Raw genomic sequence first — 16402 nt, forward strand, 5'->3', positions numbered from 1 at the left:
TCAGATCGATCGTTAAAATGTGAAAAATTAAAAAGTTTTTCAATCTAAAATGGTATGACGTATGGGCGATCGCCGTGGCAAAGTTTATCTGGTCGGTGCAGGACTGGGAAGAATTGACTATCTTACCCTAAGAGCACAACAGTTGCTATCGCGTGCAGAAGTTTTAATTTATGATGCCTTAGTCGATCCCCAACTTCTGCAACTCGTCCCCAACGATTGTTTGAAACTGGATGTTGGTAAGCGGGGAGAATTGTCCAGTACGCCTCAAAAGGAAATTAATCAACTCTTAGTCGATTACTGTTTGCAAGGAAAACAGGTAATAAGACTTAAAAGCGGCGATCCCTTAATTTTTGGGCGCGCCAACCCCGAAATGGAAGCCCTACAAGTGGCAGGGTGCAACTTTGAACTCGTACCGGGAATTTCCTCTGCTTTAGGTGCACCGTTACTGGCAGGCATTGCTCTGACAGATAAAGATTTCAGCCGTTGTTTTGTCACCTTGAGTGCTCACGAACCCGAATTGCTTGACTGGGAAGCGATTTCTCGGATCGATACTCTAGTTATTTTAATGGGCGGACGCTCATTAGGAGAAATTGTCCAAAAACTACAAGAAAACGGGCGATCGCCTGGCGAACCCATTGCCATTATTCGTAATGGTGGTCGTCGAGAACAACAGGTTTGGATTGGCACCTTAGCCGATATAGTAGATCGCATTGCTGGCATGTCTCTCTCACCTGCTGTCATCGTTATCGGCAAAGTCATAAACCTGAGAAAAATGACTGATTCCCCATCCCTACCCCTGGCTGGAAAAACCGTCCTCGTCACCCGTTCGGCGGAACAATCGAACAATTTTACCCATCTGCTGCAAGCGCAAGGGGCAACCGTCATTGAAATGCCTGCCCTAGAAATTCGTCCCCCGTCGAGTTGGGAGGCACTAGATAGCGCGATCGCTCGCCTGTGTGAATTTGACTGGCTTATCCTCACTTCTGCCAACGGCGTAGAATATTTCTTTAAGCGTCTGGAAACTACAGGATTAGATGCCCGCGCTTTAGCAGGAATAAAAATAGCCGTCGTTGGCAAAAAGACCTCTGCAATTCTCAAGCAATACGGCGTAAAACCCGACTTTATTCCTCCCAATTTCGTGGCTGATTCTTTAGTTGAAAATTTTCCAGACGCGATCGCAAATAAAAAAATTCTTTTTCCTCGCGTGGAAATGGGTGGAAGAGAAGTTTTAGTCAAAGAATTAACCGCTCAAGGAGCCGAAGTCGTAGAAGTTGCAGCTTACCAGTCAGTATGTCCCGATGAAATCGCACCCCAAGCATGGGAAGCTTTGCAACAAAAAAGTGTAGATATTATTACCTTTGCTAGCTCCAAAACCGTACGACATTTTTGTCAATTAATAGAAAAAGCTTTGGGGGCTAATTCAACGGTAACTTTACAAGAATTACTAAAAGATATTTGTATTGCTTCTATCGGTCCTCAAACGTCTAAAGATTGCTATGAATTGTTGGGAAGAGTGGATGTAGAAGCAAAAGAATTTACTTTGGATGGATTAACTAATGCGATCGCGCAGTGGTCTCAAAATGTCAAGAACTAAAATTTATGTGTTGCTTCTATAGTTTATTAAGAAAAAGACTGACGACTTTGCTCTAGCTCATAATCTAACTTGTGATTAAACTCCTCGAATTTTTCGAGATCTTCTAGTAAGAAATTTCCCTCGATTCTGCCACACTTCGATCTCAGTATTTCACCTCGACTATTTTTGTCAGTAATTGTTAGAGTTCGATTTTTTTGCCATAAACGGTACTGTTTGCCTTCGTAGACTCGTTCTCCGTCAGCTAATACTGTTCCTACAGTTTTTAAAGTCTTTTGTGCAATCTCGACAATAAAATCACCATACTCATGACATAGTATTTTTCCAGCAAATTTAGGAACTTGACGACTTAGCCGATTTAAAACATCCCTTATAGTATTGGGCAGTCTTTTAAGAGATGCTGCTTGTTCCCGAATAATTTGAGCTAATGAGCTGACTGAAAAAAATTCACAAAGATCGAGCAAAAAATCATCGGGATGTTGTGCTTCAATGCCAAAAGGTTCAAGTGCTTCCTTGGGAAAGTCTTTGAGATTAAAAGTGACGATAATATCGGCTTTGGTCTTTACAGCAGCAGCAACCACATGACGGTCTTTTGGATGATTCGTCATCCTTTCAATTAACTGCTGAGGCACTTCTACTATTGCTTCTGGAAATGCATTTTTGATGTGGGCTTGATATCGTGCTGCTTTAGCTTCTGTCATTTTTCCTTTTTCAACAAGATTACGAGTAACCTCATCTAGAATTTCTTGTGAAAAGTAAAGGCGATAAAATTCTGCTTCGGCAGCACGCAGTAAGGTATCACACAAAGGCATCGGGAAAATGACGCAAGTATCCAAAACAACTAGAGAAAGCACAATTTTTACCGTTTATAATCCGAGTCAGAGCCATTCTCATCATAAAATCCTTCTTCTTGCAAAAAAACGGTAAATTCACTGAGAGCCTTACGACGTTTAGCGTCTCTTTGTTTCTTGTATATCAGAATGTCTTGAAAGCGAATACGCCGATGTTTTCCTACGTTAGTGTAAGGAATTTCTCCCCGATCTAACAGTTTGATCAAATAAGGGCGCGACACGTTTAAAAAGTCAGCAGCTTGTTGAGTGGTCATTTCTTGGTCGTGCGGAACAATAGTTATGGCTTGTCCAGATGCCATTGCGTCTATAACTTGCCGTAGTGCCTTATAAACGGATTGAGGTAGTAATATTTCTTCCCCAGTACTACTTACCAATCGAGGTGGTGACTGTTCGGCATTCAATATTTGTTCTAACCTTCTGATAGATATTGTTTCGCTGCTCTGCGCAGTAAAGTGTACTGAAGATATATTTTCTTTGAGCATAATTTTGGTTAAATAACGATCTCATTTCTGACATCACTATAGCAGCGATCGAAAATAATCGCAATAATCGCAATAAAAGAAATAATCGAAAGCCATGAGACAGCATTTAACGGCTCGTTCCTGTGGCACGGGGAAAGGCACTAACCTAAACCTAGATACTTATCCTCAATTGAAAGTCTCTGAAAGTCTCGAAAACTCAATTACTATCAAGAAGCGCATTACATAACAATACAAAGCGATCGCATCGCTAGCCCAGTCATAGCCCAAGTTTATTCCAGCAGATCGGACTGCGATTTTATTCCAGCAGATCGGACTCCGATGGTGTCGTGCCATCTCGATAGCGTTCTTGCAGTTTTAAGCGAATCTCGGCATGAACTTCACGGGTTATGGGGTAGAAATAGGCAAGAATCAAGCCTCCGATTAAAAATAGGGCAGGTAAAGGACCGATCGCAAGGCGAATAGCCCATAAAGCAGTTTCGGGTTGAATTGGAATCGGTTGTCCGGCTTCTCTCTCAATAAATCCTGCCGCTTCGAGGGCAATACCCACTAAAAACAGCCCTAACGCCAAACCAAATTTTTGCAACAAAACCATAAAGGCATAAAATACCCCCTCGCGACGCTTACCCGTTTTCAGTTCGTCAAGTTCGATGACATCCGGGATCATCGACCAAGGAATGAGATAGGCAACTGAAACCCCAAACCCTGCCATGATTGCTCCAAAATACATTAAACCCGCTTGAGATGGTTGCAGCATAAATAGCAAAACTTGAGCGACGATCCAAAGGCTCATTCCCATAAAATAAACAACTTTTTTATCAAATTTTTTACTGACTGTCTGCCAGAAAAATAGCATCACTAAAGCAGTGCCTTGAACTGCCAGAGCAACCATTCCAGACTGCTGTTCTGGCAACCTCATCCAACTGACGACAAAGTAAACCAAAATAGATGCGGTCAATTGAACGGCTAACCAAGAACAAAGGTAAATGCCAATCACGAACAAAAAAGGTTTGTTGGTAAAAACAATCTGTAACTGTTCTTTGAAAGGAATGGAAGGCGCTTGTTGAGCCTCTAATTGTCTGGCTGCATCATCATCGATCAAATGGGATTCGGGGTTAGCAAAGAGAAGCGTAATTCCAAATGCAATTATCAGCACACTTAAAAGCCCAGCCGAAATGTTTTGGTAGTCAACCCCTCCCGACGTGCTAATCAGACGATCGATCCCGCAGAAACCAAAACCCGATCCGATCGCAATTAATAGAATTCCCAGAAGTTTTTTCTGCCGTTGGTTTAAGATCGGGTCAGCTCCTCTTTCCTGGATGCGTAGCGTACACCAAAGTATTGCTACGACTGATACCACACCACAAAGAATTCCCAGCACTTCATAACCTTGAGCTGGATTCTCAGCATAGGAATCGATAATTAGTATATATAGAATCAGAGATAGGATACTGCCACCAATAGAAAAGGCAAAGCGAAAGCTGTTCAGGCTAGTGCGTTCGTTGTAATCCTGAGTCAGTTCGGGAGTGAGAGCAGTGTAGGGCAGGTTAACCATCGTATAGGCAATGTTAAAAAGAATGCCAATCAGGACGTAATAACCAAACAGCCACCATTGATTAGCTGCCCGATCGCTGCTAAAGTGGGGGATAATCCACTGCAAGTAGTAAATAATTCCAAAAGGCACTGCCCCAAACAGCATCCAGGGTAGGCGACGACCCCAGCGAGAACGAGTGCGATCGCTCATGATTCCAACGATTGGATCGTTGATCGCATCGGCAATTTTGCCAATCATGAGAATGCTACTCGCTAAACCAGCGGGCAAACCCGCTACATCTGTAAAGAAAAATAACAGATAAAAGACTAAAATATTAGCAGTGATAGCAGGACCGAGATCGCCAGCTCCATAGGTTAATTTAGTGGAAAATTTTAGTTTTTCCGATTTGGGGACGATCGCTGACGATGCTTCGGACGGGGAGATTCCGCTCATATAAATTATGAATTTTCTAGTTTATTAGTTTGGGAAATTATAGGATTAGAGCTTGTTTGTTTCTTTAACAAATGCAAATTGGTACGAGGGTTAGGTAATTGCCCCCTAAAAAGTAGGGTTTTCCGCCTAATGGTATAACATAGCTTGCCAAGAAAATTGATAAATTAATCAATGAAGGATAAATCGTTCATCTCTGTTAGTAGAGACGGAAGTAAGGAAAAATTTTCCTGAAGGAACGCGCCTCATTCGATGCCACAACAAATTTGAAGGAGGCGACATGAAAACTAATTATCTCGGCATTCAAGCCAAGCGCAATTCTGAATCAATTAGCGAACAGGCTCGCTTGCTGATGAGCCAAAGCCGCCACAAACAGCACAATCGCCAACAATCGATGTTGCACAGAGCGGCAGAAGAAGTGGGGATTGAGGTCTAGATGAATGACTCCTCAGTCAGGAGCCATTTCTAATTCAGAGCAACAAAGGGGATGCCATAGGAACGCATCCCCTTTCTCGATTTTATGTAGGATTAACTCAGATCTTGCACTACGCTTCTGCTCGATTGCGAAAGTCCTCGCCTATAGGACTAAATGATTACTAGATAAGACTTTCAGTCCATTTTAATGGACTTATGCTCTTAGCCAAGAAATTTATTTCTTGGCTTGACCCGACCAACTGACCCAATGGGGAGATCTCGCGGGGAAAATATTTGAGCCAGATCGCTGGTCAATTCCATCGAGTTTGGCTCCAACCGTATCGGCTACGCTTAAATCGGTGTTAACTAGGATCGCTCCACTCAGATTAGCACCACTTAAATCTGCCCCGTCTAGATGAACTTCTCTTAAGTTGGCTTGGCTGAGATTAGCATTATGTAAGTTGGCACAACGCAAGTCAGCTCCGGTCAGGTCAGCTCCACTGAGATTGGCAGAGGTTAAATCGGCTCCGATGAGGTTAATCTCTATTAAATTAGCCCCGACTAAGTTAGCTTTGATGAGATCGGCATCGGTCAAGTTAGCTTGTTTTAAACAAGCACCACTCAAATCGGTTTCACTCAAATCGGCTCCACTTAAATCAGCGCGAGTCAAGTTGATGCCTTGGAACTTCAAACCTTGTAAATTGGCTATGTGAAGATTGACTTCCTCAAAATTGCGTTGATTTTTGAGGTAACGAATGAATAGTTCTCTGACCTTCATAAGTTTGCCCTCCCTTCGCTTTTAAATCGATATTTTTAGTAACTTGTGAAATTTAGCTGCGATCGAATCGTTGAAAAATGTCATCATCTTGTGACTTAATTTTAAAAAAATTTTTCTCCTCAAATCGATTAAAAAAATTAATCTATACTTAACGGATCGACATCAATAGATAGGCTTACTGATTGAGGACATAAATTCCGTAACTCGTTCAAAATTAGTAGATTTTCTCTTGCCTCGGCAGCAAACTTGAGCAGAATATGCCAGCGATAGCGACGTGCCACTCGCATAATATTAGCTGGCGCGGGTCCCAAAATTTCGCAATCCGAATTTAATAGGTTAGTACAAGCATCTGCCACGCTCTGCGCACTATTTTGTACCTCAACCCCATCAATGCCGCTCAGTCTTATCAGAACTAACCGTCCGTAGGGCGGATAATGTAGAGCTTCTCGTTGCGATAATTCGACCTCGACAAAATTGTCATAATCGTGCCGTCGCACGGCTTGAATGACGGGATGATCTGGGGAATAAGTTTGGACGATAACTCGTCCTGGTTCGTCGCCTCGACCCGCACGACCGGCTACCTGAGTTAATGTTTGAAAGGCGCGTTCTGAGGCGCGGTAATCGGAATGGTGCAACAATCCATCTGCCGATACGATTCCGACAAGAGTAACTTGGTCAAGATCGAGTCCTTTGGTCAGCATTTGAGTACCCACTAAAACATCCGCCTCTCCTCTGGCAAATTGACTCAGTAAGGTGCGATGCGCTCCTTTGGTACGAGTGGTATCGCTATCAAAGCGAATCCATCGCAGTTTAGGGAACTGTTGCGTTAGCTCTTGCGTAACTTTTTGCGTTCCGCTGCCAAAGAATTTTAAATAGGGAGAACCGCATTCGGGACAGTTACGCGGTTGCAGGCAACTGTAATTACAGTAATGACAGCGCAATAATTCCGTCGCTCCTTCATGGGTGTAATGATAGGAGAGGGATACATCGCAGTGGGGACATTCCATGACATAGCCGCAACTTCTGCAAGAGACAAAGGTGCTGTGTCCGCGACGATTAATAAACAGAATTGCCTTTTGCTGTCTCTGTTGCAGAGATTCTAGCGCTTCTTGCAGCGAGCGACTGAAAATAGATCGATTTCCTATTTGCAATTCCCGCCTCATATCGACAATTTCTACTGGCGGTAGGGGACGGGATTGGATTCTCTGGGGCAGGGAAAGGTAATAGGATTTTGCCTTAGGGATTGGGAAATTTTTTCTTTCTTCCTTGTGACTTCTAACCTCTACCCAACTTTCTAATGAAGGCGTTGCAGAACCTAAAATTAAGAGACAGTCTTCTAATTCAGCTCGCCATTTGGCAACGGTACGAGCGTGATAGGTGGGAAGAAGTTGGGTTTGTTTGAAGCTGGAGTCGTGTTCTTCGTCTAGGACGATCGAACCGAGTTTGGGTAAGGGTGCAAAGATTGCCGAACGGGTGCCGATGACGATTTGGGGTTCGCCTGCCAGCATCTGTCGCCAAGTATCATAACGCTCACCGTCCGAAAGCGCGCTATGATAGACGCAGACTTTATGACCAAAACGAGCGCGGAAACGGTCAGTCAATTGCGGGGTTAAGCCGATTTCTGGGACGAGGACGAGCGCGGATTTTCCAGATTCTAAAATAGGCGCGATCGCTTGTAAATAGACCTCGGTTTTTCCCGAACCCGTTACTCCGTGCAGTAAGACTTGGGCAAATCCTTCTAGGGCGCGAATCGTCGCTAGTGCTTCTGCTTGGTCTTGCGTCAAGGTTTTTGGAGTATCGCTCGTCGGATGTTCTTCGTTGAGGAGGCGCAGTCTTTCTCGCTGTTGAATGACGATGCATCCTTTACTGGCTAGCGCATCTACAATGGCGGAACTTGCTTTGCATAATTGCAATAATTCATTTAGCCACAGTTCGCCGCCTCGATGTCGCAAAACTTCTAAGACTTCTCGCTGTCGTTGGGTTAAGTCGATGGGAAAACTTTCTACAATTAATGTCACCGCTTTTTGCAGTTTGGGACGGGTAGTTTTTGGAGGTTCGAGATAGCTTTCTACCCAACCGCGCTTGACTAATTCTCGGATGCCTCGATTGGCATTTCTAATCTGGCGTTGCAGGTATTGGGCGCTATAATCTCCCTCTTTTTGAGATTTGAGCAGTCGCAGAATTTGTCCTGTCGATGGGCTGCAAAATGTCTCTGCACCTTGAGGAAGCGCTTCTCGCCTCAGACGAATGCGACGTTGAGATCGCCCTAACAATCCCGGCGGCAAAGCCGATTTAATGACTGCCATTAAATCGGTACAATAATATTCGGCAACGCGGTTGAGCAACTGCCAATAAGAACTGGGGAAAAAACCAGCACTAATGACATCTTCTACCTCGCGAATCCGACTGGGATCGAGATCGGCGCTTGGCGATTTTACCCAGCCAATGGCAATTCCTCCTAAGATCTGCGATCCAAACGGAACGCTGACGATATCTCCGGGTTTGACAGCTAAATCTGAAGGCAGGCGATAGGTGTATAATCCCTGTACGCCGGGACAATCGACTAAGACTTCCAGCCATTTCTCCTCTGACGAGCCAAATTGATATGAAGCGCTAGGCTCAGCTACAACGAGACCAAAATCAGTATCGGACATAGAGCAGCGATCGAGGTAATAAATTCTAGCTTACAGTTAATAGCGTCACTTCTGACTTCTTCATTGGCTAACTGAGAGAGATATTAAGAACCTTTGTCTTTTACTACACAATTTTTAGGCGATCGGCTACAGTGTAGGCAGAAACTCCGATCATTTTTCGATTTTAGGAGAGAAGGCGAGTTCGCTAAACTTTTATTGAAGGCTACCTCTGCGGCGATCGAAATTTAAAAAAAGTATTTATCAAAGAGCGTAAGAGGAAAATGTATGGCAATCTATATAAATCCTAACTTCTTAACACGGTCTTTTCAAATTGCTTTATCTGCTAATTCTAAATCACATTAACTCCCGCAATTTTTGATTTTGTAATTATATAAACAAAAGTTTTTAATAATTCTGCTAGTTTAGTCTATGCTGGGAATCCAGAGATTTTAAAAAAAATTAAAAAGCATTCATCGGTATAAAATGTCAAAAACGGCCAACTAGAAACAAAGAAATTGCTCTAACCAAGTTTAATTTTTGTTATCCAAAATTAACAATTAGCTTATGAAAAGCCTCAAGTTGACACAAGACGATAATCTAAACTCGACAGCCAATCTAGACAGATTAGACGATCTCGAACGAGATAACGAGGAAACCGATTTTAATCCAATTGATATTGAATTTACAGACGATATCGATAGAGCAAGCAATCGTTCTGCATCGGGATATACTAAAACTAATGCAGACGATACAGTTGGCGCTTTCTTTAAAGAGATGGCACGCTACCCTCTGCTCAAACCTGAAGAGGAAATTGAGTTAGCCCATAGCGTCAAATTTCTGGTAGATGCCGAGGAAACGCGCAGGCAACTGCAAGAAGCATTCAAGCGCCCGCCAACAAAAGCAGAATGGGCACAGGCGCTCAAAATGGCAAACGAGCGCCAGCTAGAAAACCGTCTTTATCGGGGACGTTGTGCCAAACGCAAGATGATTCGCTCGAATTTGCGCTTGGTCGTCTCCATTGCCAAACGCTATCTCAATCGAGGCGTTCCCTTCCTAGATTTGATTCAAGAAGGCGCGATCGGGCTAAATCGAGCAACAGAAAAATTCGATCCCAACAAAGGTTATAAGTTTTCTACCTACGCTTATTGGTGGATTCGCCAAGCGATCACGCGCACGATCGCCAACGATGCACGTACCATTCGCCTACCCATTCATATCGTTGAGAAACTTAACAAACTCAAAAAAGCACAGCGCGTCCTCAAACAGAACTTACAACGCAATCCCAACGAGGACGAATTGGCTCAAGAACTCGAAGTTAGCCGCAACCAGTTACGCCAACTCCTGCAACTGAGACGGCAATCGCTTTCGCTCAATCATCGCGTTGGCAAAGGAGAAGACACCGAATTAGTCGATTTGCTCGAAGATAACGATCTCCAACTCCCCGAAGAGAAAATGAGCGAAGCCATGTTGCGACAAGAAATCTCAGAGGTATTGAGCGATGTTCTTACCGAACGCGAGAAAGACGTCATCTCCTTGCGCTATGGCTTAGCCACCAGCCAACCCTATACCTTAGAGGAAGTTGGCGGCATGTTTAATCTTTCTCGCGAACGGGTGCGTCAGATTCAAAGTAAAGCCATGCGCAAGTTACGCCGCCCTCAAGTCGCTCGCCGTCTCAAGGGATGGTTGAATTAGCTCGGTCGCATCGATCCAATGACATTAAGCGATCGCGAGGAGCAATTGCTCGAATGGCTGGAAGACTACGGCGTTATAGAGGCGTGGAAGCCAACCGAACCCCTAGCAATTGGCAACGTCGAAGTCGAGATGCTCGACAAGCTGATGAAACGCTGGCGACACAATCTCACACAATTGAGAGACATGAGGCTGCGCTGGTTTGCTTTCTCTTTTGATGTGGAGTATGGGAGTGTGGGGAGTGTGAGGGGTGTTGGAAGACTGGGAGACAATTAACTACTAACCACTGTACGGGCAGGTTTTTGATAGTAACTGTGGGGAAATCTTTAGCGTTTTTAGATAAACTCGCCCCTACTAACTAATCTCCAATCCAAAATCCAGAATTTAACTCACCTCGTGCAGTTGGTACGCGATCGCGGCGTGGGACGATTAGAGTGGAGCGTTCTAGATTGGAACGATCTCGCCATTGATTTCTATAAAAGCATCGGGGCAAGGATTTTAGAAGAATGGCGTATTTGTCGGATTGCGGGAGATTCGATTTCCCAACTAGCCGATGGGACATAGATAAAAGAAAGTTTAGCCGGCTAAGTCAAATAGCTTTCTTTGTTTTATCCTTGAAACAGCGATTTGAGGAGCGGAGCGAGTCGAAGGATCGCACTCGTCTAACGTTTGTAGGAACTACTTAAATCATGCATCCCCGGCAAAGTCTAATCGAGATTTTTTCTACGTTTGCACAATTTGAGGCAGAACAGTTCAGTCGGTGGGTGACGGATCTCCATCTGCGTCGCAGCATGCAAAATTGTCTAGAGCGAGGCTGGCAAGCAGATAGCTCAGAAAACTTTTGGTGGCTCTACTGGTACAAGGTTTGGCAATCTCAACCCGCTCCAAAAAAGAAAGACGATCTCAACAAAAGTCATGCGCGATCGCACCTGACGGCATACTTACAAGAAGCTTGTTACTGGGCAGCCCAAAAAGCGATCGCTAACTTTTCTAAGACTCAATATACCTTGCCCGATGGTTTTCAAGTAGCGATTGCTCAGATCGAGAAAGTATTAAAAGGCTTTAGTCTGGAGCGAGGTTTTAATCTAAAAAACTATGCCAGCATCATTTTCGCCAACATCATTCGAGAAAATCTGCGCCAGCGTCAAGAAATCGATATCTGCACGCCTTGGGCGATATTGCGCAAGCTGAGTCAAAAACGATTAGTGGAATCTTTAGAGGCAATTGGGTTGACTTCAGAGGCGATTGCCTCTTACCTTCTCGCTTGGAAATGTTTTAAGACGCTTTACGTGCCTTCGATTGGAGAGACTTCAACTCGCCAACTCAACAAGCCAGACCGTTCTACTTGGGAAGCGATCGCTTCTCTTTATAATAAAGAACGTCCCCCCTCCGAACCAGAAGGCACCCCAGAAACCTTAGAACAGTGGCTGCTCGACTGTGCGAAAGCCGCTCGTTCCTATCTCTATCCGACTTTGACCTCGCTTAATGCGCCAACGCCGGGACAAGAATCTGGCGAACTGCAAGATTACCTGCCAGCAACCGAGTCTGAATCTTTGCTAGCCGACGCGATCGCAGCGCAAGAAGAGCGGACAAGGCTTTCTCAACAAACTCAGCTCAATGAAATTTTAAGTGCTGCCTTGACTGGGATGGACGCAGAAGCACAGCATCTCCTACAACTGTACTACGGTCGAGGTCTTAAGCAACAGGAAATAGCCGAGCAACTGGAAACCAAACAGTATGCGGTTTCGCGGCGACTCGCCAAAGCCAAACAATCGTTGCTCCTGACGCTTGCCAGGTGGAGTCAAGAGCAACTGCATATTTCGCTCGCGTCAGACGTACTCGACAACATCAGTAAGGTTCTAGAAGAATGGCTTTCGACACGTTATAGTCAAACCAATTCATAATTGTGAATTATTGTGAATTGCCAACTTCCCATTCATCCAATCGAGAGTAGCCCGATGATTTTTGCTAACTCCACACAACTGTGCCTAGAAATTCTGCCGGCAGATCGCGATCGCGCTAAGCAACAAAGCCAATTGTTTTCAACGCCAGCTTCTCGTTGGAGGGCCTACCTCAACCAACTGTGTCTGAGTGCAGTCCTGCCTTGGTTGCAACAAGAGTACGATCCCCAGGCACGGGTTTGGCTTGGTATGGCTGCCCTGCCCAGCTTTTGGGAAGTTGTCAATGGCGTTGCGATCGCCCTCGATAACATGCGTTTTTTATCGATCCCCAGCGAAGCGATCGATCTCGACGAAATGCGGGTGCAGCAAGAATGGATCGATCTTCCCAGTTGGGCGGCAGATTATTATTTGGCGGTGCAGATCGAGCCAGATGAAGGATGGGTGAGAATTTGGGGATATGCTACTCACCAGCAATTGAAACTTCAGGGAAACTACGATCGGAGAGATCGCACCTATTCTTTAGATGAAGAGAACTTAATCGCAGATTTAAACGTTCTCTGGGTAGCTAGGCAACTCTGTCCGGGAGAACCAACGCGAGCGGCGATCGCATCGCTTCCCGGTTTATCCTTAGAGCGCGCCGAAAATTTGCTCGCTCGCCTGGGCGCTCCCGCCGTTATCGAACCTCGACTTGCCGTACCCTTTCCCCTTTGGGGATCGCTCCTAGAACACGGAGGCTGGCGACAGCGATTGTATGAGAAGCGCTTGGGCAGACAAGAGCAATGGTCGGTGCTTGATTGGCTTCGCGGCGGCGTTTCAGAATTAGCCAAACAAATGGCGTGGGAACGGTTCGAGTTGCAAACGGCATGGCAACGAGCGCGAGAAGAGAAAGCTCCAGCGATTTCAACCGTCCTATCCCGTCAGTTAATCGTCAACCATCAACCTTATGAGTTGCGGGCACTCCCTTTAAGCGATCCCGAAGCCAGAATTTGGCGCTTCGAGTTACGCAGTACCTCCTTAGCTGGCTCGATCCCCAGAGGATTTAAACTGAGACTGTTGACTGAAGATTTACAGTCTTTTGAAAACAACGAGGACATTGCTACAGAAGCCGTAGAGCGGCTATACGTTGAGGTAGCCATCTCGCCGGGGGAAGGATTGGTCTGGGAGGTCGAGCCGTCTCCAGAGAATTGCGATCGCGAAATCTTGCGGTTTTGAGACAGCGCTAAACGGCAGCCGCATCGGATTCTACTGCCACCTGTTCGCTGCTGGGCAACTCCAGGCAATAGCCCGCGCCGTAAACGGTTTTGATATAGCGAGGATGGCGGGGATCGGGTTCTAATTTCGTTCTCAAATGACGGATGTGGACTCGAATGGTTTCGATATCGTCATCGGGATCGTAACCCCATACCTCTTTGAGAATTTCGCTCGGAGCGACGGTTTGACCGTGGCGTTGCAGCAGACAATGGAGTAGCTCGAACTCTAGGTGAGTGAGCTTGACGGTGGTGCCGAACCAGATTGCTTCAAAGCGTTCGGGAACTAAGGTTAGCGGGCCGTAGTTGAGAATTTCCGAATGCTTGGCGGCTTGAGGAATGCGATCGGTTCTGCGTAGCAAGGCTCTGACTCTTGCTAGCATCTCTTCTACTTCAAATGGCTTGGTTAGGTAATCATCAGCCCCCGCATTAAAGCCTTCTACCTTATCCTGAGTCTGACTTAGAGCCGTCAACATCAGGACGGGAATATCGGCTGTGCGATCGTCTCGGCGCAGTCGCTGACAGACCGTAAAACCATCGACTTTGGGTAGCATCAGATCGAGCATGATTAGGTCTGGCTGCAATTGAACGGCAAGCGCTTGACCTTTTATGCCGTCTTCGGCTTGATTCACGTCATAACCAGCCATTTCCAAGTTAATGGAAACCAATTCCGAGATCGAGGGGTCGTCATCAATTACAAGTATTCGAGGCATCAGCAAATAGTTATGACTACGATTTCTGTAAAGGTAAGATAAGAAGTGTGAGTTTAGAATAAGATTCCTGTACTGATTATAAGCACGATCGCAAAATTCTTTCTCGATCTGTCTGACTTTAGAGATGATTTTTTGGCGATCGCACTCGGCTATGTTAAGAATCCTTTAAAAAAAAGAAAACTTTTTCAAATCTAAAGATTTTATTAATCGATTTATCTCTTTAGTTATTATTACTTTCTCTAACTAATATGTAAAAATTTGTAAAAGATTTGTATGCTTTCTTGCAGCCCTAGATGAGCGATCTTTTTCAGACATATCCGTGGTTGAGCAATGGTCTATCAATGACTCTTTATACGGCTTTGAGAGCTGGCAAGACTTGGGAGAAAACCATCTCCGAACCCCAACCATCCGAACGCGAACAGATTTTTTTCGGTGCGGGAGGAGTGCCAATTTTTGGGACGATCGCCATTCCCGATCGCCCGCGAGGTACAATAATTGGCACCTATGGAATTATAGGCGATCTCAACAATCAATGGTATCTCAAATTACTCAGACGCAAGGCATTCGCTCAAAATTACGCAGTCGTTCTTTTCGATTGGCGAGCGCACGGCGCAACAGCAAAATTATCGCCAACCTTAACCTCTGATGGCTTATACGAAGGGGAAGATTTCGTTCGCATTGCCGCAGGTGCGAAAGCCATAGGCTGTCCTGCCCCATTCTGGTTTACAGGCTATTCTCTAGGGGGACAGTTAGCACTGTGGGGGGCAAAAGCAGCGCAGACGCTTGAGTGTTGGGGGCAAGATTTGGAACTAGCGCCATCGGAAATAGGCGGAGTAGCAGTCATCTGTCCCAATTTAGACTCCAATCGATCGCTTTCCTATCTGGTTCGACAGCCCTTGGGCAAGTATATAGAAAAAGCGATTACCAGGGAACTCAAAAAACTCGCTTGGAAACTCCATCAGTTTCACCCACAAGAAATCGACCCGGCGGCGATCGAACGGGCAAATAGCATTTGGGGATTCGATCGCGAATTGGTAATCGAACGCTTGGGTTTTTCCTCGGTTGAAGAATACTACGACGCAAGCAATGCGCTCAAGCTCTTGCCTTCTCTCAAAATTCCCGCGCTGATTCTCTATGCCGCCGACGATCCCATGTTCGATCCGGCGATCGTACCCGACTTGCAAGCCGCTTGTACCAACAATCCAAACATCGACTTGATGCTAACCGCGCGTGGCGGACACGTCGGCTATCTTAGCAGTAAATCGGGCCAGCGTCTCGCCAAGGATCGCGATCGCTGGTGGGCGTGGAATCGAGTATTGGAGTGGTGCGATCGTGGCTCGCCCAAACCGATTTGACAATATTGGTGTAAAGGACTAGGGTGAAAAAAAGCTAGTAAGTTAGTAAGACACGGAACGTTCTAAAAAACTAGAAAACTATTTTTGGTCAATAGCCAAGAAAAGCCAGCAGTCTCAATAGGCGATCGCACTAGAGTCTCGATCGCGAGTTAGTTGTTACCTATAGTAGCTTTAGCATAGATGGATGAGCGATGTTAGCTCCCCAGCCTAAAAAAGAATGAAAAGAAAGGAGTATACAAATGGCACAAGCCCAACCCGGCGATACAGTGAAAGTTCACTATACCGGAAAATTAGATGATGGCACGGTATTCGATTCCAGTGCTACTCGCGATCCACTGCAATTCTCCATCGGTGAGGGAAAAGTCATTCCCGGCTTCGAGCAGGCAGCGATTGGGATGAGTCCGGGCGATTCAAAGACTGTAACCATTCCAGCCGAGCAAGCCTACGGCTCCCATCGTCCAGAATTAGTTATGGTAGTCGAGCGCCAGCGCATGCCAGCAGACTTATCGGTTGAGGTGGGTCAACAGTTAGAGATTCGCCAGTCAAACGGTCAGGTAATTCCAGTCATCGTTACTGATGTTTCCGAGTCCAAAGTGACCCTGGATGCCAATCACCCCTTAGCAGGACAAGACCTGACCTTCGAGATCGAGCTAGTCGAGGTTAGTTGAGGTTAGCTAGTCGTTCTTTCGCTAAGCTCGGGATGTTCGATTTTAGTCATTGGGCAAGCCTTATATCTATAAGGCTTGCCTTTTAAAATGCTAGTCAAT

The 16402-nt window shown here is 45.5% G+C and carries 16 protein-coding genes and 1 riboswitch; of the genes, 10 read left to right on the forward strand and 6 right to left on the reverse strand.

From position 1 onward, the window contains the following. Positions 1-61 precede the first annotated feature (61 nt). Complete coding sequence (gene cobA, locus PLE7327_RS17330) at positions 62-1594, forward strand: uroporphyrinogen-III C-methyltransferase (RefSeq protein ID WP_015145096.1); 1533 nt, start codon at positions 62-64, stop codon at positions 1592-1594. A gap of 26 nt (positions 1595-1620) precedes the next feature. Here cobA and PLE7327_RS17335 read toward each other — a convergent pair whose 3' ends face one another. Together PLE7327_RS17335 and PLE7327_RS25925 are read right to left on the reverse strand one after the other, a co-directional pair. Beyond that, positions 1621-2445 (reverse strand): putative toxin-antitoxin system toxin component, PIN family, encoded by an 825-nt coding sequence (locus PLE7327_RS17335; RefSeq protein ID WP_041392285.1) that lies wholly within the window; start codon positions 2443-2445, stop codon positions 1621-1623. Positions 2446-2450: 5 nt separating this feature from the next. Continuing rightward, positions 2451-2741: a helix-turn-helix domain-containing protein gene (locus PLE7327_RS25925; RefSeq protein ID WP_254658012.1), complete on the reverse strand. Its 291-nt coding sequence runs from the start codon at positions 2739-2741 to the stop codon at positions 2451-2453. A 277-nt stretch (positions 2742-3018) separates the two neighbouring features. Here PLE7327_RS25925 and PLE7327_RS26180 point away from each other — a divergent pair, with 277 nt between their 5' ends. Continuing rightward, the gene (locus tag PLE7327_RS26180; protein ID WP_015145099.1) at positions 3019-3150 is read left to right on the forward strand and encodes a hypothetical protein; all 132 of its coding nucleotides are present in this window, start codon (positions 3019-3021) and stop codon (positions 3148-3150) included. Between the two features lie 69 nt (positions 3151-3219). Here the strand turns inward: PLE7327_RS26180 and PLE7327_RS17345 are convergent, their stop codons facing one another. Next, complete coding sequence (locus PLE7327_RS17345; protein ID WP_015145100.1) at positions 3220-4908, reverse strand: MFS transporter; 1689 nt, start codon at positions 4906-4908, stop codon at positions 3220-3222. A 182-nt stretch (positions 4909-5090) separates the two neighbouring features. After that, positions 5091-5150: riboswitch (Glutamine riboswitch) on the forward strand. A 35-nt stretch (positions 5151-5185) separates the two neighbouring features. On the opposite strand from PLE7327_RS17345, the gene PLE7327_RS24930 reads away from it, so the two are divergent. Further along, positions 5186-5341: a hypothetical protein gene (locus PLE7327_RS24930; RefSeq protein WP_015145101.1), complete on the forward strand. Its 156-nt coding sequence runs from the start codon at positions 5186-5188 to the stop codon at positions 5339-5341. Positions 5342-5554: 213 nt separating this feature from the next. Here the strand turns inward: PLE7327_RS24930 and PLE7327_RS17350 are convergent, their stop codons facing one another. After that, on the reverse strand, positions 5555-6097 hold the full coding sequence (locus PLE7327_RS17350) for a pentapeptide repeat-containing protein (RefSeq protein WP_015145102.1): 543 nt from the start codon (positions 6095-6097) through the stop codon (positions 5555-5557). Between the two features lie 137 nt (positions 6098-6234). Next, positions 6235-8751: a primosomal protein N' gene (gene priA, locus PLE7327_RS17355; protein ID WP_015145103.1), complete on the reverse strand. Its 2517-nt coding sequence runs from the start codon at positions 8749-8751 to the stop codon at positions 6235-6237. Between the two features lie 543 nt (positions 8752-9294). Between priA and PLE7327_RS17360 the strand changes: the two genes are divergently transcribed. The 5 genes from PLE7327_RS17360 (at position 9295) to PLE7327_RS17380 (ending at position 13532) form a co-directional block, all read left to right on the forward strand. Then, on the forward strand, positions 9295-10422 hold the full coding sequence (locus PLE7327_RS17360; protein WP_015145104.1) for an RNA polymerase sigma factor, RpoD/SigA family: 1128 nt from the start codon (positions 9295-9297) through the stop codon (positions 10420-10422). 18 nt (positions 10423-10440) lie between these two features. Further along, positions 10441-10695 (forward strand): hypothetical protein, encoded by a 255-nt coding sequence (locus tag PLE7327_RS17365; protein WP_041392288.1) that lies wholly within the window; start codon positions 10441-10443, stop codon positions 10693-10695. A gap of 120 nt (positions 10696-10815) precedes the next feature. Continuing rightward, the gene (locus PLE7327_RS24935) at positions 10816-10983 is read left to right on the forward strand and encodes a hypothetical protein (RefSeq protein ID WP_186005332.1); all 168 of its coding nucleotides are present in this window, start codon (positions 10816-10818) and stop codon (positions 10981-10983) included. A 125-nt stretch (positions 10984-11108) separates the two neighbouring features. Further along, positions 11109-12323 carry a sigma-70 family RNA polymerase sigma factor gene (locus PLE7327_RS17375; RefSeq protein WP_015145105.1) on the forward strand — a complete coding sequence of 405 codons (1215 nt, stop codon included), beginning with the start codon at positions 11109-11111 and terminating at the stop codon, positions 12321-12323. A 54-nt stretch (positions 12324-12377) separates the two neighbouring features. After that, positions 12378-13532, forward strand: a complete 1155-nt coding sequence (locus tag PLE7327_RS17380) for a DUF1822 family protein (protein WP_015145106.1) — start codon at positions 12378-12380, stop codon at positions 13530-13532. Positions 13533-13539: 7 nt separating this feature from the next. On the opposite strand, the gene PLE7327_RS17385 is transcribed toward PLE7327_RS17380, so the two are convergent. Next, positions 13540-14280 carry a response regulator transcription factor gene (locus PLE7327_RS17385; protein ID WP_015145107.1) on the reverse strand — a complete coding sequence of 247 codons (741 nt, stop codon included), beginning with the start codon at positions 14278-14280 and terminating at the stop codon, positions 13540-13542. Between the two features lie 293 nt (positions 14281-14573). On the opposite strand from PLE7327_RS17385, the gene PLE7327_RS17390 reads away from it, so the two are divergent. Both PLE7327_RS17390 and PLE7327_RS17395 read left to right on the forward strand, forming a co-directional pair. Continuing rightward, the gene (locus PLE7327_RS17390; protein WP_015145108.1) at positions 14574-15635 is read left to right on the forward strand and encodes a YheT family hydrolase; all 1062 of its coding nucleotides are present in this window, start codon (positions 14574-14576) and stop codon (positions 15633-15635) included. A 239-nt stretch (positions 15636-15874) separates the two neighbouring features. Continuing rightward, entirely contained in the window at positions 15875-16303 is a 429-nt protein-coding gene (locus PLE7327_RS17395; RefSeq protein WP_015145109.1) for a peptidylprolyl isomerase, read from the forward strand. The last annotated feature ends 99 nt before the right edge of the window (positions 16304-16402 follow it).

This window comes from Pleurocapsa sp. PCC 7327 (assembly GCF_000317025.1).
GTDB lineage: Bacteria > Cyanobacteriota > Cyanobacteriia > Cyanobacteriales > Microcystaceae > Hydrococcus.

Bases quoted from the DNA above. Each gene is read 5' to 3' on its own strand.
- PLE7327_RS17350 (WP_015145102.1), bottom strand. From the start codon at position 6,097: ATGAAGGTCAGAGAACTATTCATTCGTTACCTCAAAAATCAACGCAAT.
- PLE7327_RS17380 (WP_015145106.1), top strand. From the start codon at position 12,378: ATGATTTTTGCTAACTCCACACAACTGTGCCTAGAAATTCTGCCGGCA.
- PLE7327_RS17395 (WP_015145109.1), top strand. From the start codon at position 15,875: ATGGCACAAGCCCAACCCGGCGATACAGTGAAAGTTCACTATACCGGA.
- PLE7327_RS17375 (WP_015145105.1), top strand. From the start codon at position 11,109: ATGCATCCCCGGCAAAGTCTAATCGAGATTTTTTCTACGTTTGCACAA.
- PLE7327_RS26180 (WP_015145099.1), top strand. From the start codon at position 3,019: ATGAGACAGCATTTAACGGCTCGTTCCTGTGGCACGGGGAAAGGCACT.
- priA (WP_015145103.1), bottom strand. From the start codon at position 8,751: ATGTCCGATACTGATTTTGGTCTCGTTGTAGCTGAGCCTAGCGCTTCA.
- PLE7327_RS17385 (WP_015145107.1), bottom strand. From the start codon at position 14,280: ATGCCTCGAATACTTGTAATTGATGACGACCCCTCGATCTCGGAATTG.
- PLE7327_RS17345 (WP_015145100.1), bottom strand. From the start codon at position 4,908: ATGAGCGGAATCTCCCCGTCCGAAGCATCGTCAGCGATCGTCCCCAAA.
- PLE7327_RS17390 (WP_015145108.1), top strand. From the start codon at position 14,574: ATGAGCGATCTTTTTCAGACATATCCGTGGTTGAGCAATGGTCTATCA.
- cobA (WP_015145096.1), top strand. From the start codon at position 62: ATGGGCGATCGCCGTGGCAAAGTTTATCTGGTCGGTGCAGGACTGGGA.
- PLE7327_RS25925 (WP_254658012.1), bottom strand. From the start codon at position 2,741: ATGGCATCTGGACAAGCCATAACTATTGTTCCGCACGACCAAGAAATG.
- PLE7327_RS24930 (WP_015145101.1), top strand. From the start codon at position 5,186: ATGAAAACTAATTATCTCGGCATTCAAGCCAAGCGCAATTCTGAATCA.
- PLE7327_RS17360 (WP_015145104.1), top strand. From the start codon at position 9,295: ATGAAAAGCCTCAAGTTGACACAAGACGATAATCTAAACTCGACAGCC.
- PLE7327_RS17365 (WP_041392288.1), top strand. From the start codon at position 10,441: ATGACATTAAGCGATCGCGAGGAGCAATTGCTCGAATGGCTGGAAGAC.